A 24,881-nucleotide genomic window follows, 5' to 3' on the forward strand; every position below is an offset into this window, starting at 1 on the left:
CTGTTTCACCGGCCTCGGGAAGAACCGTGCAGCCGTGACGGCCGTACGGGACGGGTGTCGTGAGAGAGGAGCCGACGGTGTCGGAGCAGGTGAAATGGGTGACCGGCCCCGAAGGGGGCCCCGGGCGAGCTCCGCTCCTGCTCGACCTGGCCCACGTGGACCTGCGGACATTGCGTGCCATGGACGATCCACGGCTCGCCGAAGCGGTCGAGCGGGTGCTCGGTCAGTCGCGGGATCTCGGCGAGTCCTGGTACGGCCCCACCGACCCCGACTTTGTCCGGAGCAGGCCCGTCGACCACCAGTTTCCGGCCGGAAGCGGTCGATTGTCGCCCGGTGAGGAAAGGGCGGGGTGACGCTGGCGCCGGTATCCTCCGCGGTCTTCGCAGAGCTGGCCAGGACCAGACCCCTCCCGACGGGTACGACGGCACTGCGTGCCGGGCTGCACACCCGCCGCATGGTGCTCCTCAAGGCCCTCATCGCCCGGGTCGACCGGATGGACCCCGTCGTGCGCCGACGGTTCGACCGGGACTGGCAGGTCCTCGAGCAGGCCGAGCTGGCCCGTCCCGCAGTTGTCCGGGACGTCCTGGACTACCCCATGACCGGCGCCTGGCTCGCCGCGAACCTCGCCGCGCCCGACGGGCCCGCGTTCGAACGGCATCTCACGCACTTCGGCGCCGTCGCCGCCACCGCCGCCGTGCGCGCGGGCTGTCAGGTCACCATGGCCGTCGAGGTTCCATCGGGCCTGCTCGCGCTGCCGGGGCTCGGTGTCCTTCGCTGCCCGGCCGGCCGGGCCCGGCTGCGGATCCGGGCCGGGCTGCTGCGAGCGGAGGGCGGCGGAATCCCCGGTGGCACCCTTCTGCATGTTCCACCGGGGGGCCGGCCGCGCGGTGGTGGCCGCGGCTGGTCCGGGCTGCGTGACCTGCCCGACGACGCCGTCGTCCTCGACGACCTGGACCCCTACCGCGTACCGGCCTCCGGCATCGGTCCCGCCGCGCTGCCCGCCGCCGAGCGACGCCAGGCGCCGCACCGGTCCTGGGCGGAGCGCTGGCGCGGCGCCCGGCGGCTCCTGCTGGCCACCGACCCCGGCCGGGTCGCCGAGATCGGCGTCGTCCTGCGAGCCGTGGTCCCGCTCGGACCCGGTGTCCGCCACGGCGCGCGGCAACCGATGAGCGCCACCCTGCGGGCCGCGCCCGGGGCGGTCCTTGCCGAACTGCCCGTCAGTGCGGAGGAGATGGCGGAAGTACTCGTCCATGAGGCGCACCACACCAAACTGGCCGCCCTGCAAGAGCTCGTACCGCTGTGCGAGCGGGATGGGGCTGCCGTGCACCGCGTGGGCTGGCGTCCGGACCCCCGTCCCATAGCGGGCGTCCTCCAGGGCGCCTATGCCCATCTGGCCCTCACCGACCTGTGGCGACGGGCGGGCGCCGGCACGCAAACGCCCCGGTCGTGGCGGCGTCGGTCCACAGAGCAGTTCGACGCATACCGCGATCAGGTCGAAAGCGCCTTGTCGATCCTGCTCGAATCCGATGAACTGACCTTTGAGGGGCGGGAGTTCACGAGAGAAATGGGCAGACACCACGCGAGCCTTGGCCGGTGCTCCCGGCTTCTCGGATGACACTGTGTCCACGATTAGTGACATTGGGTACGTGCAGGTGCAGAGGGAGTACAGATGGCGGATGAACGGCGGTCGGGCGGGTCCGGACGACGGACCTCGGACCGGGGCGGCGCGGAAGGGCCGGAGCGCTTCTTGGTGGTCTTCCCCGGCTACCACCGGCCGTGGGCCGCTTGGATCGCCCACCGGCTGGAGAGCCACGGCCACCAGGCCGTCCTCCAGCGGTGGGACCCGCAGCGCGAGGCGCCCCTCGCGGACGCGCTCGGAGACCTGCTGCTCGCCCGTGGACGGGTGCTCCTCGTCCTCAACGACTGGTTCTTCGAGCTGGGCCCGCGACCGGCCAGCGAATGGAATGACGTACTGCGCGGCTTCGTGGCGGCCAACGCCGACCGGTTCGCCGCCGTCAACCTGACGAACCGCCCCCTGCTGCCGGCCACCGCCGTCCTCGAACCGGCCGCCCTGTGGGGCCTCGGTGAAGAGGAGGCCGAACAGCGTCTGCTCAGCCGGCTCGGCCTGGAGGTCAGGCCCGTCTCCCGCCGGGCCGTCCCGGGCCGCGGTGTCCGCTTCCCCGAGGCCCAGCCCGAGATCTGGGGCGAAGTGCCGCGCCGGAACCCCCGGTTCACCGGTCGCGACGACCTCCTCCTCGAACTCCACCAGCGGCTCACCGACGCCGAACGGGGCAACGCGGCCTGCACCCTCGTCGGCATGTCCGGCATCGGCAAGACCCAGATCGCCGCCGAGTACGCCAACCGCTTCCGCCCCGACTACGACGCGGTCTGGTGGGTCAACTCCGACGACCGCAACATCCAGCGCGACCGGTTCGGTGAACTGGCCGTCGCGCTCGGCCTGAACAGCGGAAACGAGCCCGGCGAACGCATCCGCGCGGTGCGCGACGCGCTGCGGCGCGGCCAGCCGCACTCCCGCTGGCTCGTCATCTTCGACGGCTGGGACGACATCGACGGCGCGAACGTCCTGCTGCCGAACGGCCCCGGCCACGTCCTGATCACCTCGCGCAACCGTGGCTGGGGCGAGCACACCGACCTGCTCGATGTGCCGAGCTTCGACCGGTCCGAGTCCACCGGCTATCTGATGCGCCGCGCCCCGCACGTGACCGCGGAAGAGGCCGACGAGGTGGCCGCCGAGTTCGGCGACGTCCCTCTGCCGCTCGTCCAGGCCGCCTCCTGGCTTGGCGAATCGGGCATGGAGGCGCCCGAGTATCTGCGCATGGTGCGGGAGCGGCGCCTTTCCACCGCCGACGAGCTCTCCACCGGTGACGGCCTGCCCCACTCGTCGCTGACCTCCTGGTCGATACTGATCAACCGGCTCCGCCGCTCCCAGCCGCAGGCCATCGAAGTCCTCAACCTGTGTACGTCCTTCGCCCCCGGCCGTATCCCGCTCGGCCTGATCCGCGCCTACCCGCAGGCCGATCTGCCCGAGGAACTGCGCTGGATGGCCACCGATCTGCCCGCCTGGACCAGGGCCCTGGACACCCTCGTCAACTACTCGGTCCTCAGCCGTGAGAACCGCGGTCCCGCCAACGCCGACATGGGCCCGCACCAGGAGTCGGTGCACATGCACCGGCTCGTCCACGACATCGTCACCCGGCTCACCGACGACGAGGGCCGCGAGACCTACCGCAGGGCCGTCCGCAGGCTGCTCGCCGAAGCGGACCCCGGCAACCCCATGGACAGCAGGCAATGGCCCCGGTACGCGGAGCTGCTGCCGCACCTGGAACCCTCGGGCACCCTCGAAAGCACCAGCGAAAGGGTTCAGGTCGCCGTACTGAACTGTCTGCGCTACTGCCTGCGCAGCGGCGAGTTCAAGGCCGGTCTTGAACTGGCCGAACAGATCCGCCACCGGTGGTCCGGGTTCATGGACCCGCTGGCCCAGCCGATGCTGGACCTGACCACGCAGGAGGGCAACATCCTGCGGGCCAGCGGCCGCTTCCGTGAGGCGTACGAGCTCGACAAGGGCCAGCTGGAACGGTTGCGCGGCGCGACCCCGCGCAATGATCTTGGCGAACTGCTCACCAACAGCGCCATGGCCGCCAGCCTGCGCCACCTCGGGCAGTACGAGGAGTCCATCGGGCTTCAGGCAAAGGTCCTTGAGGAGGCCGGGCGGCTCCTCGGCCCGGACGAGCTGGTCTCCCTCAACGCCCGGCACAACCTCGGCGTCGGCCTGCGGCTCCTCGGCCGCTATCAGGAGGCGTACGAACTAGACGTCGAGACCCTCGCCCGGCGCGAGAGCGTCCTGCGCGCCCGGCACGTCAACACCCTCAACTCCGGCAACGCCTGCGCCCACGACCTGCGGCTGCTCGGCCGCTACCGCGACGCGGTCGCCCGCCAGGAGTCCGTGCTGCGCCTCCACGTGCAGGTGCTCGGGCCGCAGCACCCGCAGACCCTGACCGCGCACGCCCAACTGGCGCTCTGCCGACGCCGCGAGGGCGGCTTCCAGCAGGACGTCGGGGCCACGATGGCCGGCCTCCTCGACCAGCTGGTGCAGGTGCACGGCCGCGGCCACTACCGCACGCTGTCGTTCATCACGGACTACGGCAACTACCTGCGCGAGCACGGGGATCTGAGCCAGGCCAGGGACCTGATCGCCGAGGCGGAGGCCGGCTACCGCGCCCTGCTCGGACCCGCGCACCCCGTCGCCACCGGCATGGTCGCCAACACCGGAATGATCATGCAGGCGGCCGGTGAACGCGCCGAGGCCCTCTCGATGTTCGAGTCCGCGCTCGGCGGCCTGACGGCCACGCTCGGCGCCGACCACCCCTGGGTGCTCGGCTGCGCGCTCAACGCCACCGGTGCGCGCAACTTCAACGGACGCATCGTGGAAGCCTCCGAGCTGAGCCGGGAAACCCTGCGGCGGGCCCGCCACACGCTCGGCGACGAGCACCCGCTGACCCTGTCCTGCCAGGTGGCGCTCGCCGCCGACCTGCGCGCGCTGCGGGAGCGTGAGGAGGCTGAGAAACTGGAGGAGGACGGCCTCCTCGCACTGACCCGCACGCTCGGCGCCCAGCACCCGCACACCCTCTCGGCCCGCCAACGCAACCGCCCGTACTGGGACTTCGAGGCGTACTTGGGCTAGTCGGAGACGACGGAGGGCCCGGCACCCCTGGGGGATGCCGGGCCCTTTGAGATCCGTTTGGCTTACGCCTCGAAGACCTCGCTCACAAGCTGCTCCTGCTCCTGCTCGTGCCGCTTCTTCGAACCGACCGCCGGAGACGAGCCGTGCGGCCGCGAGATGCGGCGCAGGCGCTCGCCGTGCGGGATGTCCGCGCCGACCGCCAGGTCCAGGTGGTCGATGAGGTTGAGGGCGATGAAGGGCCATGCGCCCTGGTTCGCCGGCTCCTCCTGCGCCCACAGGTACTTCTCGGCGTTCGGGTACTTGGCGATCTCCGCCTGGAGCTCGGCACCCGGCAGCGGGTACAGACGCTCGATGCGGATGATGGCCGTGTCCGTGACGCCGCGCTTCTGGCGCTCCGACTCGAGGTCGTAGTACAGCTTGCCCGCGCAGAAGACGACCTTGCGGACCGCCGCCGGGTCGACCGACGCGTCGCCGATGACCGGGCGGAAGCCGCCCGTCGTGAACTCCTCCGTCTTCGAGGCCGCCGCCTTGAGGCGCAGCATCGACTTCGGGGTGAAGACCACCAGCGGCTTGTGGTGCGGGTTGTGCACCTGCCACCGCAGGAGGTGGAAGTAGTTCGACGGGAGGGTCGGCATCGCGACCGTCATGTTGTTCTGCGCGCACAGCTGGAGGAAGCGCTCGATGCGGGCGGACGAGTGGTCCGGGCCCTGGCCCTCATAGCCGTGCGGAAGCAGCAGCGTGACGCCGGAGTGCTGGTTCCACTTCTGCTCGGCGGCCGAGATGTACTCGTCCACCACCGTCTGCGCGCCGTTGACGAAGTCGCCGAACTGCGCTTCCCACATGACGAGGGACTCGGGGCGGGCCAGCGAGTAGCCGTACTCGAAGCCCATCACCGCGTACTCGGAGAGCAGCGAGTCGTAGACGTTGTAGCGCGCCTGGTCGTCCGAGAGGTACAGGAGCGGCGTGAAGTCCTCGCCCGTCTCGCGGTCGATGAGCACCGCGTGGCGCTGACCGAACGTGCCTCGGCGCGAGTCCTGGCCCGACAGGCGGACCGGGGTGCCCTCGAGGAGCAGCGAGCCGATGGCGAGGGTCTCGCCCATGCCCCAGTCGATCGTGCCCTCTTCGACCATCGACATGCGGCGCTGCAGCTGCGGCAGCAGACGCGGGTGGACCGTGACCCGGTCGGGGATGTTGACCTGCGACTCGGCGATCCGCTTGACGACCTCCTGGGAGATCGCGGTGTCGACGTTGACCGGGAACTCGGGCTGCGCGGCGGGCACTTCGGCCTGCGCCGGCTGCGAGATGGCCTCACGGACCTCCGTGAAGACCTTCTCCAGCTGGCCCTGGAAGTCCTGCAGCGCCTGCTCGGCCTCTTCCAGGGTGATGTCGCCGCGACCGATGAGGGACTCGGTGTAGAGCTTGCGCACCGAGCGCTTCTTGTCGATCAGGTCGTACATCAGCGGCTGCGTGAACGCCGGGTTGTCCGACTCGTTGTGACCGCGGCGGCGGTAGCAGATGAGGTCGATGACGACGTCCTTGTTGAACGCCTGGCGGAACTCGAAGGCCAGACGGGCAACGCGGACGACGGCCTCGGGGTCGTCGCCGTTCACGTGGAAGATCGGCGCCTCGATCATGCGGGCCACGTCCGTGGCGTACATGGAAGAACGCGACGACTCCGGGGCGGCGGTGAAGCCGACCTGGTTGTTGATGACGATGTGGACCGTGCCGCCCGTGCGGTAGCCGCGCAGCTGCGACATGTTGAGCGTCTCGGCGACCACACCCTGGCCCGCGAAGGCCGCGTCACCGTGCAGGGCGACCGGCAGGACCGTGAAGTCCGTGCCGCCCTTGTTGATGACGTCCTGCTTGGCGCGGGTGATGCCCTCGATGATCGGGTCGACCGTCTCCAGGTGGGAGGGGTTGGCCGCGAGCGAGACCTTGATCTGCTCGCCGTCCAGGCCGGTGAAGGTGCCCTCGGCGCCCAGGTGGTACTTCACGTCGCCGGAGCCGTGCATGGACTTGGGGTCCATGTTGCCCTCGAACTCGCGGAAGATCTGGGCGTACGACTTGCCCACGATGTTCGCCAGGACGTTCAGGCGGCCGCGGTGGGCCATGCCGATGACGACCTCGTCCAGGCGCGACTCGGCGGCGCTGTCGATGACGGCGTCGAGCAGCGGGATGACGGACTCGCCGCCCTCCAGGGAGAAGCGCTTCTGGCCGACGTACTTCGTCTGCAGGAACGTCTCGAAGGCCTCGGCGGCGTTCAGCCGGCGCAGGATGCGCAGCTGCTCCTCGCGCTCGGGCTTCGTGGCGTGCGTGCGCTCGATGCGGTCCTGCAGCCACTTGCGCTGCTTCGGGTCCTGGATGTGCATGAACTCGATGCCGGTGGTGCGGCAGTACGAGTCGCGCAGCACGCCGAGGACGTCGCGCAGCTTCATCATGGACTTGCCGGCGAAGCCGCCGACCGCGAACTCACGCTCCAGGTCCCACAGGGTGAGGCCGTGCTCGGTGATGTCCAGGTCGGGGTGCTTGCGCTGCTTGTACTCCAGCGGGTCCGTGTCGGCCATGACGTGGCCGCGGACGCGGTAGGAGTGGATCAGCTCGAAGACGCGGGCGGCCTTCGTGACGTCGTCGTCGTGCGAGGCGTCGATGTCCTTGAGCCAGCGGACCGGCTCGTAGGGGATGCGCAGCGCCTTGAAGATCTCGTCGTAGAACTCGCCCTCGCCGAGCAGCAGGTTCGCGACGATCCGCAGGAACTCGCCGGACGCGGCGCCCTGGATGACCCGGTGGTCGTAGGTCGACGTGAGCGTCATGACCTTCGAGATGCCGAGCTTGTTCAGGGTGTCCTGGGAGGTGCCCTGGAATTCGGCCGGGTAGTCCATGGAGCCGACGCCCATGATGACCGACTGGCCGGGCATCAGACGCGGGACCGAGTGGACGGTGCCGAGGCCGCCGGGGTTGGTCAGGGAGACCGTGACACCGGTGAAGTCGTCCATGCCGAGCTTGCCGTCGCGAGCACGGCGGACGATGTCCTCGTAGGCCTGCCAGAACTCGAAGAAGTTCAGGGTCTCGGCCTTCTTGATGCCCGCGACCACGAGCTGGCGGTCGCCGTTGGGCTTCACCAGGTCGATGGCGAGGCCGAAGTTGATGTGCTCCGGCTTGACCAGGGTCGGCTTGCCGTCCTTCTCCACGAAGGAGTAGTTCATCGACGGCATGGCCTTGATGGCCTGCACCATCGCGTACCCGATGAGGTGCGTGAAGGAGATCTTCCCGCCGCGGGCGCGCTTGAGGTGGTTGTTGATGACGATGCGGTTGTCGAAGAGCAGCTTCACCGGGACCGCGCGGACCGACGTGGCCGTCGGAACCTCGATCGAGGCGTTCATGTTCTTCGCGACGGCGGCCGAGGGGCCGCGCAGCGTCACGTACTCCGGACCGGCCGGGGCCTCGGTCGCGGGCGCGGCCTTGGCGGCTGCGGGCTTCGCGACTGCGGGCTTTGCGGCGGGGGCGGCCTGTGCGGTGCCGCCCCCGGCTGCCGGCGCGGCGGCTGCGGGCTTCGCGGCCGGGGCCGCGGGCGCTGCGGGCGCGGCCGGAGCCACGGGTGCCGGGGCCGCCGGAGCGGCGGGAGTGGTGGTGGACGCGGCCCCCGCGGCCGCGTCACCCGCCGGCTTCACCGGGGTGGCGGCGGCGGCCGCCGCTACTCCCGGCTTGTAGTCGGCGAAGAAGTCCCACCAGGCTCGGTCAACCGAATTCGGGTCCTGGAGGTACTGCTGATAGATCTCGTCGACGAGCCACTCATTGGGACCGAAGGCGACGGCAGGGTCCTTGCCCTGCCCGTCTTGGTCGGTCGAGATGCTCGAGTTACTGGGGGACTGTGGCGACACGGCGGTAACCGCCCTCTTCCGCTTCACAAGGTGATGGACAGCGGAAATAAAGGCTACGCCTCCAAGGCCGCCAGGTGCAGACCGGGCCCGTCATCCGTCGCGTAAGTCACACTGGATCGAGGGTTTCGGTGGTGTAAATGGCGGGAAACAAGCCTGGTTCCGCAACGCCAGATGGCCGCGCGGGGCTTCCCCTGCGCGGCGGCTTCACCCGGGCGCGCTTCAGATGCGCCCGCGAATCGCTTCCGCTTCGAACCCTACGTCAACTTCACACTTCGGGCAGGCCCGGAAGGGTGACCTGGATGCGGCAGCCCCGAGGGGATTCGGCCACACCGATGTGCCCGCCGTGCAGATCGACCGCCCAGCGCGCGATGGCGAGGCCGAGGCCGGTGCCGCCGTCGTTGCCGGCGCCCTGGGCGGGGGCGCCCGCGTGGCTGCCCCGGTTGAAGCGCTCGAAGACCCGGTGCCACTCCGACTCCGGGATGCCGGGCCCCTCGTCGAGGACCTCCAGGTCCAGGGACTCCGGGTAGGGGCCGCGCCGGGCACGCACGGTGACGCGGCCGTGCGGCGGGCTGTGCTTGACCGCGTTGTCGATGAGGTTGGCCACGACCTGGTGAAGGCGCTCGGCGTCCGCGTGCGCGGTCAGCTCGGGCGGTGTCACGTCCAGGTGCAGATGGACGTCCGTACGCGTGTGGCTGCCGGATCCCGAGGCGATGCCCGCGCGGGCGGAGGCCACCATGTTGGCCTCCTTCAGGACGCCCGACAGATAGGGCCACACCTCGAAGCGGCGGGCCTTCAGCGGGACGACGCCGTTGTCCAGGCGTGACAGGTCGAGCAGCGTCTCGACGAGGCGTCCGAGCCGCTCCGTCTGCTTCAGCGCCGTACGCATGGTCTCCGGGTCGGCGGCGGAGACCCCGTCGACGACGTTCTCCAGGACGGCGCGCAGGGCCGCGATGGGCGTGCGCAGCTCGTGCGAGACATTGGCGACCAGCTCCTTGCGCTGCTGGTCCTGGGCCTCCAGGTCGTCCGCCATGCGGTTGATCGTGGTGGCCACGTCGCCCAGCTCGTCGCGCCGGTCGGCGCCGCGTGCGCGTCGTGTGTAGTCGCCGTGCGAGACGGCGCGTGCCACCGCGTTCATCTCGTCCAGCGGCGCGGTGAGGCTGTGGGCCACGAACTGCGTGATGAGCAGCGTGGCGATCACCGAGAAGACGGTGATGAAGCGCAGCTCGGTCTCCGTCTCCATCGCCACCATCAGCAGGCCGGTGGTGATGAAGACCGACACCACCACCAGGGTGCCGAGCTTGGTCTTGATGGAGAAGGGCCGCAGCCCTCCGAAAGGCCTGGTCATCAGCTGCCCGGCCTCACGGGGTCGGGGTCTCCAGGGCGTACCCGACGCCGTGCACCGTGCGGATCCGCTCGGCGCCGATCTTCCGGCGCAGCGCCTTGATGTGGCTGTCGACGGTCCGGGTGCCCGACGCGTCCGCCCAGTCCCACACCTCGGCGAGCAGCTGCTCGCGGGAGAGGACCGCGCGGGGGGTGTTGGCCAGGCAGACAAGGAGGTCGAACTCCGTCGGCGTCAGGTGTACGTCCTCGGAGCGGACTCTGACACGCCGCTGGGCATGGTCGATCTCCAGCTCGCCGAGCCGCAGGATGCCGCTGCGCGGCGTGGTCGCGGCGAGCGCGGCCCGCTCGACCCTGCGCAGCAGGACGTGCACCCGGGCCGCGAGCTCCCGCATCGAGAACGGCTTGGTCATGTAGTCGTCGGCGCCGACGCCGAGCCCGACCAGCATGTCCGTCTCGTCGTCGCGCGCCGTCAGCATGAGCACCGGGACCGGCCGCTGGGCCTGCACCCGACGGCACACTTCAAGCCCGTCGAAGCCCGGCAGCATGATGTCCAGGATAAGGAGATCGGGCTGCCAGGCCTGTGCGGTGTCCACCGCCGCGGGACCGTCTCCCGCCGTTTGCACAACGAAACCCTCGGCACGTAGCCGGGCGGCGATGGCGTCGACGATCGTCGGGTCGTCCTCGACCACCAGAACCCGGCGCTGGGCGCCTGGCATTGCCGCCGTCGCACCGTTGTGGGAGGTGTGTGTCTGCTCCATCGCCCGCCCCTGACACTGATCGCTTGTGTTCGGTCAGCAGGGTACGGGTCGCGAAGGCACCTCGGCTACGCAGCCCTGACGCCGAGATGAACCACGTCGGGTACGCCTCGGGCAACGGGGATCTCTTCCGTCCGTACCGACTGGAACCCGGCATTCCGTAGAGCGAAGTCGAAAGCGGACGAGGGCTTGGCGGACCACACGGCGAGCACTCCGCCGGGCTTGAGACGGGCCTGACAGGCCGCCAGGCCGGCGGGCGAGTAGAGGGAGTTGTTGTCCTCCGTCACCGTCCAGTCGGGGCCGTTGTCGATGTCCAGGCAGAGCGCGTCGTATGTGTCCGCGCCGTCCGGGGAGTTGGAGACGTACGCGACGAGGTCCGTGTGCAGGATCCTGGTGCGCGGATCGGCGAGCGCGGCGCCGGAGAAGGCGGACAGTGGCCCCTCGCGGTGCCAGTCGATGATGGCCTGCTCGCGCTCCACGACGGCGATATGGCTCCAGCGCCGGTCGGCGGCCGCGTGGGCGAGCGAGAAGCCGACGCCGAGCCCGCCGATGAGGACGCTCGGTTCGGGGCGGTCGTCGAGGGCATCGAGGGCGGCGTCGATGAGGAGCCGCTCCGAGCGGCCGTCCGAAGTGTCCATGAGGAAGCACCCGTTGGCGATGATCTGCAGCAGTTCACCGTGGCGCCGCAGCACGACTTCGCCGTACGGGCCCTCACGCCGGTCGATGACGACGGGGGCGATGGTGTGGTGGTGCATGGCGGCCAGCGTATGGGGGAGCGGTCGGGCGTCGGGGGTGGATGGGGGCGGACGTGTTTCGGCCCTGTGAGGTTGTTCCTCGCGATGTGATTCGCGTCTCACGTGGCGCCGGTCATAGACAGCGCCCGAAAGATCAGCATTGGGTGGGCGTGACGGAAGGAGCGCCGCACAGTGAACCGGAGTTCGATGGCTGTCCCCGCGGCACCCGAGGAGACGGTCCGCCCCGCGCTGGATGGCATCCCGGGACAGAGGGGACCCGTGACGCGGGCCGCTCCAGGCAGTCCGGCGCCGGAGGTCCCTGCCGAGCCGGCGTCCGCGTGGCGCAGGCTGCGCCCCTGGCGACTGCTCCCGACCCCCACCGGAACGCCCTTCACCTTCGGGTACGCCGTCGTGCTCGCCGGCACCTCGCTGCTCACCCGGTACGCGGACCCCGCCTTCGTCTCGGCCCTGCAGCAGGGGTCCAGCACGGACGTCGCACATCTCATGCAGCAGCCGCTGCTGGTCCTCCTCGCGAGCGCGCTGTGGATCGCGGGCGGCATCGCATCGCCGTACGCGATCGGATTCCTGCTCGTCCTGACGGGCCTGGAGCGCCGCATCGGCGCGTTGCGCACCGCGGGGGTCTTCCTGCTCGGGCATGTCGTCGCCACCCTGGCGACCGAGGTCCCGGTCGGCTTCTCGGTCCTCGCGGGGCATCTGCCGGAGAGCTCCCTGCACCGCCTCGACTACGGCATCAGCTTCGGCGTCGCGGCGAGCATCGGGGCACTGGCCGGGCTCTTCCGGCCGTGGCTGCGGTGGCTGGTGCTTGTCGCCTTCGGCGGGATGCTGGTCGAGGACCTGATCGCGTTCGCGGACCCGATGACGAACTGGGGCCACCTGCTCGCGCTGTCGATCGGCGTCGCGACGTGGCCGCTGGTGCGGCGGTGGCGCCGCCGCCCGGCTTGATGAGGATCCCTGCCGAAGCGTGTTGCGGTACGCGTCTGCGGGTGCGTCGTGGCTGGTCGCGCCCACGCGGCGGAGCCGCATATCAATACAGCCCCGCGCCCCTTACGGGGCTGTATCAGCCCCGCGGTGCCCCGATAGGGGCGCGGGGAACTGCGCGAGCGACCGCGACGTACCCGCAGATATGCCCCGCGCCCTCCGCATCCCCGCTAAGCGGCCACCGCCTCCACCACTGAGGGGAACGCCCTGGTGGGAAGGATTCGCGTCACCTTGAGTCCCGCCTCGCTCAGGAGCCGCGTGAACTCCTCCTCCGTCCGCTCCTGGCCGTCCACGATCGCCGCCATCGCCACGTCGAGCACCTTGCCGAGGTGCGGATCGTTCCCCGCGGGCAGTACCGAGTCGACGATCAGGACGCGTGCGCCCGGTGCCATCGCGGCGCGGCAGTTGCGCAGGATGCGCAGGCAGGCGTCGTCCGGCCAGTCGTGCAGGACGTGTTTGAGTACGTAGATGTCGCCGCCCTCCGGGACTCCGGCGAAGAAGTCGCCGCTCTCCGCCCTGTAGCGGCCCTTCAGCTCGTCGTCGTCGCCCAGGACGTGACGGCTCACGGCCGGCGCCTGGTCGAGGAGGACCCCCGTCAGCGCGGGGTGCCGGCGCAGGATGCTCCGCAGGAGACCGCCGCGCCCGCCGCCCACGTCCACCACGGTGCCCCGCTCCGGGAACGGGTACGTCGCGGCGACCACCTCGTCGACCGGCGCCGAGAGCGCGCTCATGCCGTCGTCGAACAGTTGCCGCAGGCCGGGATCGGTCGCCAGGTGCGCGAAGAACGGCTTCCCGAAGATCCGCTCGTACGACGGGCCCGCCTTGCGCACCGTCTCCTCCAGGCCCGCCGACGTCCGCTGGAACGTCTCGTCGGTCAGCATCAGCACCAGCGCGTGCTGGGAGTACGGGATGTCCGTGCGCAGCGCGTTCGCGACCGGCGTCAGATGGAACGCGCCCGCTTCGTCCTCGCGGAAGATGCCGCGGGTGGCGAGGAAGCGCAGGACACGGCGTAAGTGCCCCGCGTCGGTGTCGGTCAGGAGTGCCAGGTCCTGCGGGGTGCGTGGCGCGGACGCCAGGTGGTCGGCTATCCGGCAGCTCGCCGCCGTGCGCAGCGCCGCCGAAAAGAGGTGTCCCAGGGCGTGCTCCGTCAGCAGGCCCACAAAGTCGCTGTTGCTGTCGATATCGCTGTCGATGTCGGTCTCGTGCTCGCCCGTGACGTTCTCCGGTGTCTCCACGTGGGTCCCTTCCGAGAGGATCGAACTGACGGTCTGACAGTCGAAGTACCTACCGTCCCAGCGATCGCTGACAGCGAACAGACCCCGGGGAACAATCAAGGACTCACGAGCATTGAGTCGGTAAAGCTCAACTTGAATGCCGAAGGGGAGATCATGGCTTCGACGTCCACACCGCTCACTCTGCCCGTGCTGCCGCTCGACGACGAGGTTGTCCTGCCCGGCATGGTGGTTCCGTTCGACCTGTCCGACACCGATGTACGAGCCGCGGTGGAGGCCGCCCAGGCGGCGGCCCGCTCCAGTGGCAGTGGAAGCAAGCCGCAGGTCCTTCTTGTTCCGCGGATCGACGGGACGTACGCGGCGACCGGTGTCCTCGGCACGGTCGAGCAGGTCGGGCGGCTCTCCGACGGCGACCCCGGCGCGCTCATCCGCGGCCGTGGCCGGGTGCGGATCGGCGCCGGGACGACCGGGCCGGGTGCGGCGCTCTGGGTGGAGGGGCTCAAGGTCGACGAGACCGTGCCCGAGCCGCTGCCGGGTGCCGTCGCCGAGCTGGTCAAGGAGTACAAGGCGCTCGCCACCAGCTGGCTGAAGAAGCGCGGCGCCTGGCAGGTCGTGGACCGCGTCCAGCAGATCGAGGACGTCTCCGCGCTCGCCGACAACTCCGGATACTCGCCCTTCCTCTCCACCGAGCAGAAGGTCCAGCTCCTGGAGACCGACGACCCGACGGCCCGTCTGAAGCTCGCCACCGAGCAGCTGCGCGAGCACCTCGCCGAGCAGGACGTCGCCGAGTCCATCGCCAAGGACGTACAGGAAGGCGTCGACAAGCAGCAGCGCGAGTTCCTGCTCCGCCGCCAGCTCGACGCCGTGCGCAAGGAGCTGCGCGAGCTCAACGGCGAGCAGGAGGGCGAGGAGTCCGACGACTACCGCACCCGTGTCGAGGCCGCCGACCTCCCCGAGAACGTCCGCGAGGCCGCCCTCAAGGAAGTCGACAAGCTGGAGCGGTCCAGCGACCAGTCGCCCGAGGGCTCCTGGATCAGGACCTGGCTCGACACGGTCCTCGAACTGCCGTGGAACGAGCGGACCGAGGACGAGTACGACATCAAGGGCGCCCAGAACGTCCTCGACTCCGAGCACGCGGGCCTGCAGGACGTGAAGGAGCGGATCACCGAGTACCTGGCGGTGCGCAAGCGACGCGCCGACCGCGGCCTCGGAGTCGTCGGCGGCCGTCGCGGCGGCGCCGTGCTCGCCCTCGTCGGCCCGCCCGGCGTCGGCAAGACCTCGCTCGGCGAGTCCGTCGCGCACGCCATGGGCCGCAAGTTCGTGCGGGTCGCGCTCGGCGGCGTACGCGATGAGGCCGAGATCCGCGGACATCGTCGTACGTACGTGGGGGCGCTGCCCGGACGGATCGTGCGGGCCATCAAGGAAGCCGGGTCCATGAACCCGGTCGTGCTCCTGGATGAGATCGACAAGGTGGGCTCCGACTTCCGGGGCGACCCGGCCGCCGCCCTCCTCGAAGTCCTCGACCCGGCGCAGAACCACACCTTCCGGGACCACTACCTGGAGGTGGAACTGGACCTGAGCGACGTCGTCTTCCTCGCCACCGCCAACGTCCTGGAAGCCATCCCGGAGGCCCTGCTCGACCGTATGGAGCTGGTCAGGCTCGACGGTTACACCGAGGACGAGAAGGTCGTCATCGCCCGCGACCACCTGCTCCCGCGCCAGTTGGAGCGGGCGGGCCTGGACAAGGACGAGGTGGTCCTGGACGAGAGCGCGTTGCGCAGGCTCGCCGGTGAGTACACGCGCGAAGCGGGCGTACGCAATCTGGAGCGGTCCGTCGCGCGGCTGCTCCGTAAGGTCGCCGCTCAGCACGAACTGGGCGACAGGGAGCTGCCGTTCACCGTCACGGACGAGGACCTGCGGTCCCTGATCGGGCGGCCGCACCACGTGCCCGAGTCCGCGCAGGACCCGGCCGAGCGGCGCACGGCCGTGCCGGGTGTCGCGACCGGGCTCGCGGTCACCGGAGCGGGCGGTGACGTGCTCTTCGTGGAGGCGTCGCTCGCCGACCCGGAGACCGGGGCGTCCGGGCTCACGCTCACCGGTCAGCTCGGCGACGTGATGAAGGAGTCGGCACAGATCGCGCTCTCCTTCCTGCGCTCGCACGGCGCCGAACTGGAGCTGCCCGTCGGCGACTTGAAGGAGCGGGGCGTGCACGTCCACTTCCCGGCGGGCGCGGTGCCCAAGGACGGGCCGAGCGCGGGCGTCACGCTGACGACCGCCCTCGCCTCGCTGCTCAGCGGGCGCCTGGTCCGTACGGACGTGGCCATGACCGGTGAGGTCTCGCTGACCGGCAGGGTGCTTCCGATCGGTGGCGTCAAGCAGAAGCTGCTTGCCGCGCACCGCGCCGGGATCACCACGGTGATCATCCCGAAGCGGAACGAGGCGGACCTGGACGACGTCCCGGCGGAGATCCTGGACAAGCTGGACGTCCACCCGGTGACGGATGTCCGCCAGGTGCTCGAACTGGCCCTGACGGAGGCCGAGGTGAGGGTTCCGGCCGCCGCGTGACGGAGGAGGCCGGATGAGGAAAGGCCCGGGGCCCCGCGAGGGGTCCCGGGCCCGCTCATGCGTACCCGGCTCAGCCGTTGGCGAGCGCCACCACCCTGTCGAGGGCGCCGTTGAACTTGTTGTGGTCCCCGACCGTCGGGCCCGACGAGGTGTACTGCCACATCGTGTAGAAGCCCCAGCCGGCCGGGAGTTCACCCGGAGCGCTGGCGTAACGGGCGATCCACAGCGGGTTGTTGACGGCGAAGCCGCCGTAGTTGCCCGTGCACTGCTTCCACCAGCTGGTGGCCGTGTAGATGACGGCGTGCCGCCCGGTGCGCGCCTTGTACTGGTTCAGGAAGTCCCGGATCCAGGTGACCATCGCGGACTGCGACTTGCCGAAGCAGGCCGCCCCGTACGGATTCCACTCGATGTCCAGCGCGCCCGGCAGCGTCTTGCCGTCGCGCGACCAGCCGCCGCCGTTGTCCACGAAGTAGTTGGCCTGGGCGGCGCCGCTGGAGGTGTCGGGCGTCGCGAAGTGGTAGGCGCCCCGGACCATGCCCACGTTGTACGAACCGTTGTACTGCTGGGCGAAGTAGGGGTTCTTGTAGTACGTGCCTTCCGTGGCCTTGACGTAGGCCCACTTCACGCCGCTGTTCCAGAGGGTCGACCAGGCGACGTTGCCCTGGTGGCTGCTGACGTCGACGCCCTCGGTCTGGACGGCGTCGCCACTGGGCGGCAGGCTCCCCTGCCCGTCGTGCTCGATGACGCCCTGGCCCATGCGGGCGGAGCCGCGGGCCGGTACGTCATCGCCGCCGGCGGCCTGTGCGGCGCCGGGCAGGGTGATGAGGAGGGAGAGGGCGGAGAGGACCGATAGCAGGATTCCGGCCGCTGACCAGCGTGAGCGGCGGGGCGTTCCGGGTCTGTGCACGGGCATGTGCGTGCCTCCGAAGGCCTCGATTGAGCTCGATGGAGCTCGTGGGGGGACCTGTCGACATGTCATGGTGTGAACATGTCAGCAATGACGCTACGCACGTAGACCCGCAGCTGGGAAGAGGGCTCGGACGCTGCCGTTGGTCTACTCCTGCGGCGGTGTCCGCGGCACGGCGCGGCGCGGCCGTACGAAATACTGGCCGAGCTGCGGCAATGGGCGGGCGCGCTCGCCGGTCCCGCCGTGGCGTCCGCCGTGCGGGGCGGAAACCTTCACTTTCCGGAAAGAAGCGGGCCATGAGTGCTGAATTGCACGAGAGCGGTGTCGACCGCGAGTTCCTCTCCCTGGAGCGGGAGTTGACCCTCCTGCTGCGCCGGGCCCGCGCCTCGTCCGGCGAGATGGCCCGCCAGGTCCATCCGGACCTGGAGCCTGCCGCGTACGGCCTTCTGGTCTGCCTCGACGACTCCGGTCCGCAGCGCGCCACGGATCTCGCCGCTTACATCGGCGTGGGCAAGGCGACGATGAGCCGTCAGCTGCGGGCCCTTGAGGAACTGGGTCTGGTGGCCCGGGAGCCGGACCCCGCGGACGGCCGGGCGTGGCTGGTCCACCTCACCGAGGAGGGCGGCGCCCGGTTCCGTACGGTGCGTGCGGGGCGGCGGGAGCGGTATGTGCGGCAGCTTGCCGGTTGGGACCGGGCGGAGGTTGCCGAGCTGGCTCGGCTGCTGCATCAGTTGAATTCTTCCGCTGAGGGGTAGCGGGATTCTGCGGGGGAGCTTTGGGCTCTGTGGGGTGCGACTTCTCCTGCGGGTGCGTCGTGGCTTGTCGCGCAGTTCCCCGCGCCCCTGACGGGGCGCCCCCGCGCGCCTGACGGGGCATCCCCGCGCGCCTGACGGGGCACCCCCGCACGCCTGGCGAGGCACCCCGCGCGCCTCTCTCAGAGCTCCGCGTACACCGCCGCCGCATCGTCATGCCGCTTGCCCCTCGGGAACGCCGTCCCCTCCGGGTCCGCGTGCTCCAGGTCGCGCACCCGGTCCACCAGGTGTTGCGGGCCCTCCTTGCGCAGGAGGTCGAAGCAGTCCTGCCAGCTGCCCTCCCGGAACGTCTCGACCCAGCGGCCGACGCCGTCCGTCAGGGCCGCCACCGCCGTCACCGCTGTCCGGGGTGAGGAGCCGGTGATCGCGCGTGCCGCCGCCGACGGGTCGGCCGCTGCCGTGAAGAAGCCGCCCTCCGCGTTGCGCAGGGCCTCGACCGCGGCGCCGTACTCGCGGCCCGCGGCCTCCCGTTCCGCCGAGCCGCGCGGCAGGGCGCGGACCGTGTCGCGCAGTTCACGGATCGCCGGCGGGAGCTGGGACAGGCGCTCGTCGAGGACCGCCGTGACCCGGCCGCCGGGGGCCGCCACCAGGAGTGCGGAGTCCGAGAGGACCAGATGCTCGACCCGCTCGTCGTCCCAACGCACCAGAACCACCGTGGCCTGAGGCGTGCGCGGGTGAGAAAGGTCACAGGTTTGGTTGTGTGTGTCTGCGGTGCGCTTGATTGCCGCCGCGAGGATCTCAACGAGCGTCATATCCCGCCGTGAAACGGACAGTTCTCCCAGTGCGCCGCCGAGTCGCGCCGTGAACCAGGGGACGGAATGCAGACAGCCGTCGTCTCCGGTGGGCGGAGTCACCCCGTCCAGGAGGACGAGTGAACCGCCCTGTCCCGATGCGGGAAGCATGACCGCGGCATAGTCCTCATTGGGGCGGGTGGGGTCGCCGGGCTCGGTGGCGAGTTCGATGCGCATTCAGCCAGTCTGCACGAGGCCTTCACAAGGTCACCAAGGGGTCGCAATTGGCCGTGGATTGGCCCGGACCAGCAGGTCAGGCGCCGGATTTCAGTCGGAATGATCGCTTCCGGCGGCGTGTGGCCGCGCATCCTGCCAAAGCCTGCGGGCGACGTCCAACCGGCACACCGTGGCCGGGGCATTTGCTTCAACTCGGGACTTGCTCGCCAACTCCCCGCCGATGTTCACTCCTTCGGGTGGCCAGGCAGGCGATGCGCGTCCGCCACTCATCGGCACTGAAAGGGTCAGGAGCCGTACCGGGGGCGCGTTCATTGACGGATCGTCATCCGGGCCCATGGGCAGACGAAAAACAAGAATGCGAGCACCGGTGCAGAAGATGCGGCCTCGGCGCAAAGGCAAGCAGATGGCCTCTGACGGGGCCACGCCGGGCGCGACCACCCCTACGGAGCAGGCGCGCGAGCGCTCGCCCGAGCCCACGGCGGGAGAGCCCGCGGCGAGCGAGCAGACCCCCGGTGCGACGGTTCCTGACGGTGCGAAGAGCGCCGACGGGAGCGCCGCGCAGCCCGCGAAACCCGTCAACTCCAAGCCCACCGCCCGCGTACGCAACCGGCTCATCGTCGCCGTCGCCGTCGTGGCCGCCGCGATCGCCGGGGCCGGAGCGCCCGCCGTCGTGGCCGCTTCCGGGCAACTGAGCGACGCCCAGGAGCTGGTGACCCTCGCGGAGCGCACTCAGCAGGCCGTCTCGCTGAGCCACTCCCTCGCCGACGAGCGCGACGAGGTCACCTCGTACATCGCCGCGGGCCGCCCGAAGGGGGGCAAGGGGCTCTCCGAGAGCCGCAGCGCCCGCGTCGACCGCCAGATCGACGAGTTGCGCTCGGCGGACGCCCCGGCCGGTCTGCGCCGCGACCTCGCCGACATCGCCGCCGTACGCAGAGCGGCGCTCACCGGCAAGAGCAGTGCTCTCGAAGCGCACACGGCGTACTCGGACGTCATCACCGAACTGCACGCCCTGACCCGCGAACTCGCCGAGCAGACACCGCCCCGCGCGGGCTCCGGCGGCTATGCGCTCGCCGACCTCGACCACGCCGTCGAACAGGCCGCCGCCACCCGCGGCCTGCTCCTCGCCGCCCTCGCCGTGCCCCGCACCACGGAGACGAGCACCACCGTCGACCCGGTCACCGGCCTGCCCACCAAGGTCGTCGACGAGTCCTCCGCCGGCGCCAAGACCCGCAACGCCCTGAGCGCCGCCGCCCAGCGCGCCGACGTCCGCGAGCAGGCCGCCGTCGCGGACTTCCGGGACACGGCCACGGAACGCGCCCGCGCGACGTACGACTCGACGGTCACGGGCACCGAGGTCACCACCGCCGAGAAGTACCTCTCCCGGCTCACCGACCAGCCCACGCTCTCCACCGCCGAGCTCCGCTACGACAGCAAGAAGATCGACGCCGCGCTCTCCGCCCGCATCGAGATGATGCGCGGCGCCGAGTCCTCGCTCACCGTCAAGCGCACCAAGGACCTCGCCCAGCTGCGCGACGACGACGTCACGGCCCTGGAGATCCGCGTCGCGCTCATCGGCGTCACGCTGCTCGTCGCGGTCGGCGTCACCATGGCGATGGCCCGCACGCTCACCCGCCCGCTCGCCGTCCTGCGCCTGGGCTCCGCCCGCCTCGCCACCGAGCCCGCGCCGCAGGAACCCATCCGCTTCACCGGCCGCGACGACGAGTTCGCCCAGGTCGTACGGTCCGTCAACGCGCTGCACGGCCACGCGGCGGCCCTCACCGAGCGGCTGACCACCCTCGAAGCGGACCGCAAGCACCTCATCGGGCAGCGCACGTCCATGGCCGACGAGCGCGCGACGCTCCGTGCCGAACTGGCCGAGGCCGCCGCCCACTTGGAGCGGGTGCGGCAGTCCATCCACGGCACGTTCGTGAACCTCGCGCTGCGCACGCTCGGCCTGGTCGAGCGCCAGCTCGCCGTCATCGAGAACCTGGAAGACCGCGAGCAGGACCCCGACCGCCTCGCCACGCTCTTCAAGCTCGACCACTTCGCCACGGTCATGCGCCGCCACAGCGAGAACCTCCTGGTCCTCGCCGGTGCCGAGCACGGCCACCAGCACCCCGGTCCGGTGCCGCTCGTCGACGTCGTACGCGCCGCCGTCTCCGAGATCGAGCGGTACGAACGCGTGCGCATCGCCACGCTGCCGCCGCACGCGCATGTCGCGGGCTTCGCCGCGGACGACATCAGTCACCTGGTCGCCGAGCTCCTTGAGAACGCGACGTCGTTCTCGCCGCCGGACGCCTCCGTCGAGGTCTCCGGGTGGCTCCTGGAGAGCGGCGAGGTCATGCTCTCCGTGCAGGACGAGGGCATAGGGGTCACCCCCGACCGGATGACGGAGCTCAACTCCCGTCTCGCGGAGTTCCGTCCCGACGACGCGTACGACCAGGAGAGCGGGGACGGGCTCGGGCTCGGTCTGTATGTCGTGGCGCGGCTCGCCGCGCGGCACGGGGCGCGGGTTCGCTTGCGCGAGCAGAAGCAGGGTGGTGTCGCCGCTGTTGTCGTGCTGCCCAAGTCGATTCTTGCCGCGGCGCCGGCTGTCGCGGCGCCGCCGGCGGGGGTTCCCGTTGCCGGGGCGGCGCCTGTTGTGCACCTCCCTGGCTCGGAGGCCGAGGCCAACTCCAATGTGCTGCCGGGGCGGTCTTCCTCTGCGGCTGATCCGCTGATCGCGGCTGCGGAGGTGGCTGTACAGGAGGCCGAGGCTGAACCCGCGGTTTCGGCTGAGACGACTCTGGAGCTTGTCCCTCCGGAGGCGCCTGAGGAGCCCGAAGCTGAAGCCGAGCAGGAGGCCGCGCCCGCCCCGGAAGCCCCCGCCGGACCCAAGTGGGAGCGGGTTACCGACAAGGGGCTGCCCAAGCGCACGCCCAAGATCACCGCGCCCGAGTCCACCGTGCCCAAGGCGCGCAGTGGCTCCGTCGACGCCGAAGCGCTGCGCAAGCGTCTCGGGGGCTTCCACCAGGGAGCCATCAGTGGCCGTCGCGACGTAGAGGCCGAGCTGAGCGAACGTAACGAAGAGACCGAAAACAAGGGGGATTCAGTCGAGGAGGCAAGTAGTTGACTGCGCCCATGCGCTCGCCCAGTTCGCCCGCCGGCGGTACCGCCACCGGGTTCGGCCTGAGCAGCGAAGCCCGCAACCTGCACTGGCTGCTGACGAATCTCGTCGAGGAGGTGCAAGGGCTGCTGTCGGTCGCGGTGGTCTCCTCCGACGGGCTGCTCCTCCTCTCCTCCGACCCCGCGCGCAACAACGCGGAGGCGGTGGACAACAGTTCAGGTCCCAAAGGGTCGAGCGCCGACCTCGCCACCATCGTCTCCGGTCTCGGCTCGCTCTGCATCGGCGCCGCCAAGCTGATGGACGCCGGAACGGTCAAACAGACCGTCGTCGCGATGGAAGAGGGCAGCCTCTTCGTCATGTCGATCAGCGACGGCTCGCTGCTCGGCGTGCACGCGACCCCGGACTGCGACATGAGCGTCGTCGCGTACCACATGGCGCTCTTCGTCGGCCGTGCCGGGCATGTCCTCACCCCCGAACTCCGCAGTGAGCTGCGCCAGTCGATGGAGAGCGTCCGATGAGCAGTAAGCCCGGCAAGCTGCCCCAACGGGGCGGCGCACGCAAACCCTCCCGAGTACGCCCGTACTCGCTCACCGGCGGCCGCACCCGCTTCGGCCACGTCCTGCTCGTCGAGACGTTCGTGGCCGCGCTCGAAGCTCCTGAGGAGCGTCGCGAACTGCCGCAGGGCAACGCCACCGCCCGCGTCATGCCGGAACTGCGGGCCATCGTCGAGATCTGCCGCCGGATGCGTACGGTCGCGGAGATCGCCGCGCTCCTCAAGATGCCGCTCGGCGTGGTCCGCGTACTGCTCAGCGACCTCGCAGACCAGGGAAAGATCCGCGTGTACGGAACGGGCCACGGCCCGGGACAGCCGGACCGCGCACTGCTCGAAAGGGTGCTCAGTGGCCTCCGCCGTCTCTGACCTCCGTCACCCGGGCCCCGACCCGGACGAAAACCTGCAGGCCTGGCAGACGGACCGCACCCGTGCCCCGATCGCGACGAAGATCGTGGTGGCGGGAGGCTTCGGCGTCGGCAAGACGACCCTGGTCACCGCGGTCTCCGAGATCACGCCCCTCCAGACGGAGGCGCTGATGACGCAGGCGAGCGAGGACACCGACGATCTGACGTCGACCCCGGACAAGACCACGACCACGGTCGCGATGGACTTCGGCCGGATCACGCTCGACGACGACCTGGTGCTCTACCTCTTCGGTACACCGGGGCAGCAGCGCTTCTGGTTCATGTGGGACGACCTGGTGCGCGGCGCGATCGGCGCGGTGGTCCTCGCGGACACCCGCCGCCTGCCCGACTGCTTCCCGGCGCTCGACTACTTCGAGAGCTGCGGGCTCCCGTACATAGTGGCCGTCAACCACTTCGACGGCACCGAGGAGTTCGAGCCCGCGGACGTCCGTGAGGCGCTGACGATCTCGCCGCAGATACCGGTGCTGATCATGGACGCGAGGCAGCGGATATCGGTGATCGAGTCACTGCTCGCGCTGGTGGGCCACGCCCTTGAGGCAAGCCCCGAATAACCCCCCTCAACTCTTCTTTTCCTGTTTTTAGTCAGTACGTAGGAGACGCAGCCGTATGCGGAAGATACTCGTCGTCGGAGCCGGTCAGGCCGGGCTCCAGATCGCCCTCGGACTCCAGTCGCAGGGGTACGAGGTCACCCTGATGTCCAACCGCACGGCGGACGAGGTCCGGTCCGGCCGGGTCATGTCCACGCAGTGCATGTTCCACACCGCGCTGCAGCACGAGCGCGACGTACAGGCGAACTTCTGGGAGTCCCAGGCCCCGAAGATCGAGGGCCTCGGCGTCTCGGTCGCCGGTCCCGACTCCTCCCGCGTCATCGACTGGGTCGGCAAGCTGGACGGGTACGCCCAGTCCGTCGACCAGCGCGTGAAGATGGCGGGCTGGATGGAGACGTTCGCGCAGCGGGGCGGCCAGCTGGTGATCCACGGCGCGGCGGTCTCGGACCTCGACTACTTCTCGCGTACGTACGACCTGGTCCTCGTCTCGGCGGGCAAGGGCGAACTGGTCTCGATGTTCGAGCGCGACGCCTCACGCTCTCCGTACGACACCCCGCAGCGGGCCCTTGCTGTCGCGTACGTGCACGGGATGGGACCGCGCCCCGAGCACCCCGAGTTCGACGCGGTGCGGTGCAACCTGGTGCCGGGGGTCGGCGAGCTCTTCGTCATGCCGACGCTGACGACGTCCGGCCGTGCGGACATCCTCTTCTGGGAGGGTATTCCGGGCGGCCCCCTGGACGTCTTCCAGGGTGTGAAGGACCCCTCCGAGCACCTGGCGCTGACGCTGGAGCTCCTTGAGAAGTTCACGCCGTGGGAGTACGCGCGGGCGACGAAGGTCGAACTGACGGATGCGGGCGGCACGTTGAGCGGGCGGTACGCCCCGACCGTGCGCAAGCCGATCGGGCGGCTGCCGGGTGGCGGTCTGGTCCTCGGTGTCGCCGACGTGGTCGTGGCCAACGACCCGATCACGGGGCAGGGCTCCAACTCGGCGTCCAAGTGCGCCGCTTCGTACCTTGCCTCGATCATCGAGAACGGGGAGAAGGAGTTCGACGAGGCGTGGATGCAGGCCACGTTCGACCGCTACTGGGAGACGGCGCAGCATGTCACCAAGTGGACGAACGCGATGTTGGCGCCGCCGCCGGAGCACGTTCTGAACCTGATCGGTGCGGCGGGGCAGTTGCAGCCGGCGGCGGATCGTTTCGCGAACGGCTTCAACGACCCGGCGGACTTCGAGAACTTCTTCTATGAGCCGGAGAAGACGGGGGCGTACCTGGCCTCGTTGGCTGGTGAGTAGCCCCTGGCGGGGGCTTTGGTGGGCCGGTGGTTGATTGGCGCCGGGGCCGCCCGGTTGTCCTG

At 70.3% G+C, this 24,881-nt stretch carries 18 protein-coding genes; 11 read left to right on the forward strand and 7 right to left on the reverse strand.

The window, feature by feature from the left end:
• The first annotated feature begins 77 nt into the window (after positions 1-77).
• From OG453_RS24980 to fxsT, 3 genes are read left to right on the forward strand one after another with little or no spacing between them, the layout of a single operon-like run.
• The gene (locus tag OG453_RS24980) at positions 78-353 is read left to right on the forward strand and encodes a hypothetical protein (RefSeq protein WP_266870702.1); all 276 of its coding nucleotides are present in this window, start codon (positions 78-80) and stop codon (positions 351-353) included.
• Positions 350-1,615, forward strand: a complete 1,266-nt coding sequence (locus OG453_RS24985) for an HEXXH motif-containing putative peptide modification protein (protein ID WP_266870703.1) — start codon at positions 350-352, stop codon at positions 1,613-1,615. The genes OG453_RS24980 and OG453_RS24985 overlap by 4 nt, the downstream gene beginning before the upstream one ends.
• Before the next feature lie 54 nt (positions 1,616-1,669).
• Positions 1,670-4,702, forward strand: a complete 3,033-nt coding sequence (gene fxsT / locus OG453_RS24990) for an FxSxx-COOH system tetratricopeptide repeat protein (RefSeq protein WP_266870704.1) — start codon at positions 1,670-1,672, stop codon at positions 4,700-4,702.
• A 62-nt stretch (positions 4,703-4,764) separates the two neighbouring features.
• Here fxsT and OG453_RS24995 read toward each other — a convergent pair whose 3' ends face one another.
• The 4 genes from OG453_RS24995 to OG453_RS25010 form a co-directional block, all read right to left on the reverse strand.
• The gene (locus tag OG453_RS24995) at positions 4,765-8,580 is read right to left on the reverse strand and encodes a multifunctional oxoglutarate decarboxylase/oxoglutarate dehydrogenase thiamine pyrophosphate-binding subunit/dihydrolipoyllysine-residue succinyltransferase subunit (RefSeq protein ID WP_266870705.1); all 3,816 of its coding nucleotides are present in this window, start codon (positions 8,578-8,580) and stop codon (positions 4,765-4,767) included.
• 265 nt (positions 8,581-8,845) lie between these two features.
• Positions 8,846-9,925, reverse strand: a complete 1,080-nt coding sequence (locus OG453_RS25000) for a HAMP domain-containing sensor histidine kinase (protein ID WP_266870706.1) — start codon at positions 9,923-9,925, stop codon at positions 8,846-8,848.
• Between the two features lie 13 nt (positions 9,926-9,938).
• The gene (locus OG453_RS25005; RefSeq protein ID WP_135330435.1) at positions 9,939-10,679 is read right to left on the reverse strand and encodes a response regulator transcription factor; all 741 of its coding nucleotides are present in this window, start codon (positions 10,677-10,679) and stop codon (positions 9,939-9,941) included.
• Between the two features lie 65 nt (positions 10,680-10,744).
• The gene (locus OG453_RS25010) at positions 10,745-11,431 is read right to left on the reverse strand and encodes a spermidine synthase (RefSeq protein ID WP_266870707.1); all 687 of its coding nucleotides are present in this window, start codon (positions 11,429-11,431) and stop codon (positions 10,745-10,747) included.
• A 186-nt stretch (positions 11,432-11,617) separates the two neighbouring features.
• Between OG453_RS25010 and OG453_RS25015 the strand changes: the two genes are divergently transcribed.
• Positions 11,618-12,373 carry a rhomboid-like protein gene (locus OG453_RS25015; RefSeq protein ID WP_266873123.1) on the forward strand — a complete coding sequence of 252 codons (756 nt, stop codon included), beginning with the start codon at positions 11,618-11,620 and terminating at the stop codon, positions 12,371-12,373.
• A 206-nt stretch (positions 12,374-12,579) separates the two neighbouring features.
• On the opposite strand, the gene OG453_RS25020 is transcribed toward OG453_RS25015, so the two are convergent.
• Positions 12,580-13,644 carry a methyltransferase gene (locus tag OG453_RS25020; protein ID WP_266870708.1) on the reverse strand — a complete coding sequence of 355 codons (1,065 nt, stop codon included), beginning with the start codon at positions 13,642-13,644 and terminating at the stop codon, positions 12,580-12,582.
• 153 nt (positions 13,645-13,797) lie between these two features.
• On the opposite strand from OG453_RS25020, the gene lon reads away from it, so the two are divergent.
• A complete protein-coding gene (gene lon, locus OG453_RS25025) occupies positions 13,798-16,206 on the forward strand; it encodes an endopeptidase La (RefSeq protein WP_266870709.1) in 2,409 nt (802 codons plus the stop codon).
• 70 nt (positions 16,207-16,276) lie between these two features.
• Here lon and OG453_RS25030 read toward each other — a convergent pair whose 3' ends face one another.
• Positions 16,277-17,119, reverse strand: a complete 843-nt coding sequence (locus OG453_RS25030) for a lysozyme (RefSeq protein ID WP_266870711.1) — start codon at positions 17,117-17,119, stop codon at positions 16,277-16,279.
• A 290-nt stretch (positions 17,120-17,409) separates the two neighbouring features.
• On the opposite strand from OG453_RS25030, the gene OG453_RS25035 reads away from it, so the two are divergent.
• Positions 17,410-17,868: a MarR family winged helix-turn-helix transcriptional regulator gene (locus OG453_RS25035; protein WP_266870712.1), complete on the forward strand. Its 459-nt coding sequence runs from the start codon at positions 17,410-17,412 to the stop codon at positions 17,866-17,868.
• A 179-nt stretch (positions 17,869-18,047) separates the two neighbouring features.
• Here the strand turns inward: OG453_RS25035 and OG453_RS25040 are convergent, their stop codons facing one another.
• The gene (locus OG453_RS25040) at positions 18,048-18,893 is read right to left on the reverse strand and encodes a protein phosphatase 2C domain-containing protein (RefSeq protein WP_266870713.1); all 846 of its coding nucleotides are present in this window, start codon (positions 18,891-18,893) and stop codon (positions 18,048-18,050) included.
• Between the two features lie 403 nt (positions 18,894-19,296).
• Here OG453_RS25040 and OG453_RS25045 point away from each other — a divergent pair, with 403 nt between their 5' ends.
• Genes OG453_RS25045 through OG453_RS25065 form a run of 5 tightly spaced genes read left to right on the forward strand, consistent with a single transcriptional unit; the run spans position 19,297 to position 24,819 of the window.
• A complete protein-coding gene (locus tag OG453_RS25045; RefSeq protein ID WP_266870714.1) occupies positions 19,297-22,005 on the forward strand; it encodes a nitrate- and nitrite sensing domain-containing protein in 2,709 nt (902 codons plus the stop codon).
• Between the two features lie 8 nt (positions 22,006-22,013).
• Complete coding sequence (locus OG453_RS25050; RefSeq protein WP_266870715.1) at positions 22,014-22,517, forward strand: roadblock/LC7 domain-containing protein; 504 nt, start codon at positions 22,014-22,016, stop codon at positions 22,515-22,517.
• Positions 22,514-22,918: a DUF742 domain-containing protein gene (locus OG453_RS25055; RefSeq protein WP_266870716.1), complete on the forward strand. Its 405-nt coding sequence runs from the start codon at positions 22,514-22,516 to the stop codon at positions 22,916-22,918. The genes OG453_RS25050 and OG453_RS25055 overlap by 4 nt, the downstream gene beginning before the upstream one ends.
• Positions 22,899-23,528 (forward strand): ATP/GTP-binding protein, encoded by a 630-nt coding sequence (locus OG453_RS25060; RefSeq protein WP_266870717.1) that lies wholly within the window; start codon positions 22,899-22,901, stop codon positions 23,526-23,528. The genes OG453_RS25055 and OG453_RS25060 overlap by 20 nt, the downstream gene beginning before the upstream one ends.
• A gap of 55 nt (positions 23,529-23,583) precedes the next feature.
• Positions 23,584-24,819, forward strand: coding sequence for a styrene monooxygenase/indole monooxygenase family protein (locus tag OG453_RS25065; protein ID WP_266870718.1), 1,236 nt, complete (start codon positions 23,584-23,586; stop codon positions 24,817-24,819).
• The last annotated feature ends 62 nt before the right edge of the window (positions 24,820-24,881 follow it).

Origin of the sequence: Streptomyces sp. NBC_01381, assembly GCF_026340305.1 — a bacterium.
Taxonomy (GTDB): Bacteria; Actinomycetota; Actinomycetes; order Streptomycetales; family Streptomycetaceae; genus Streptomyces.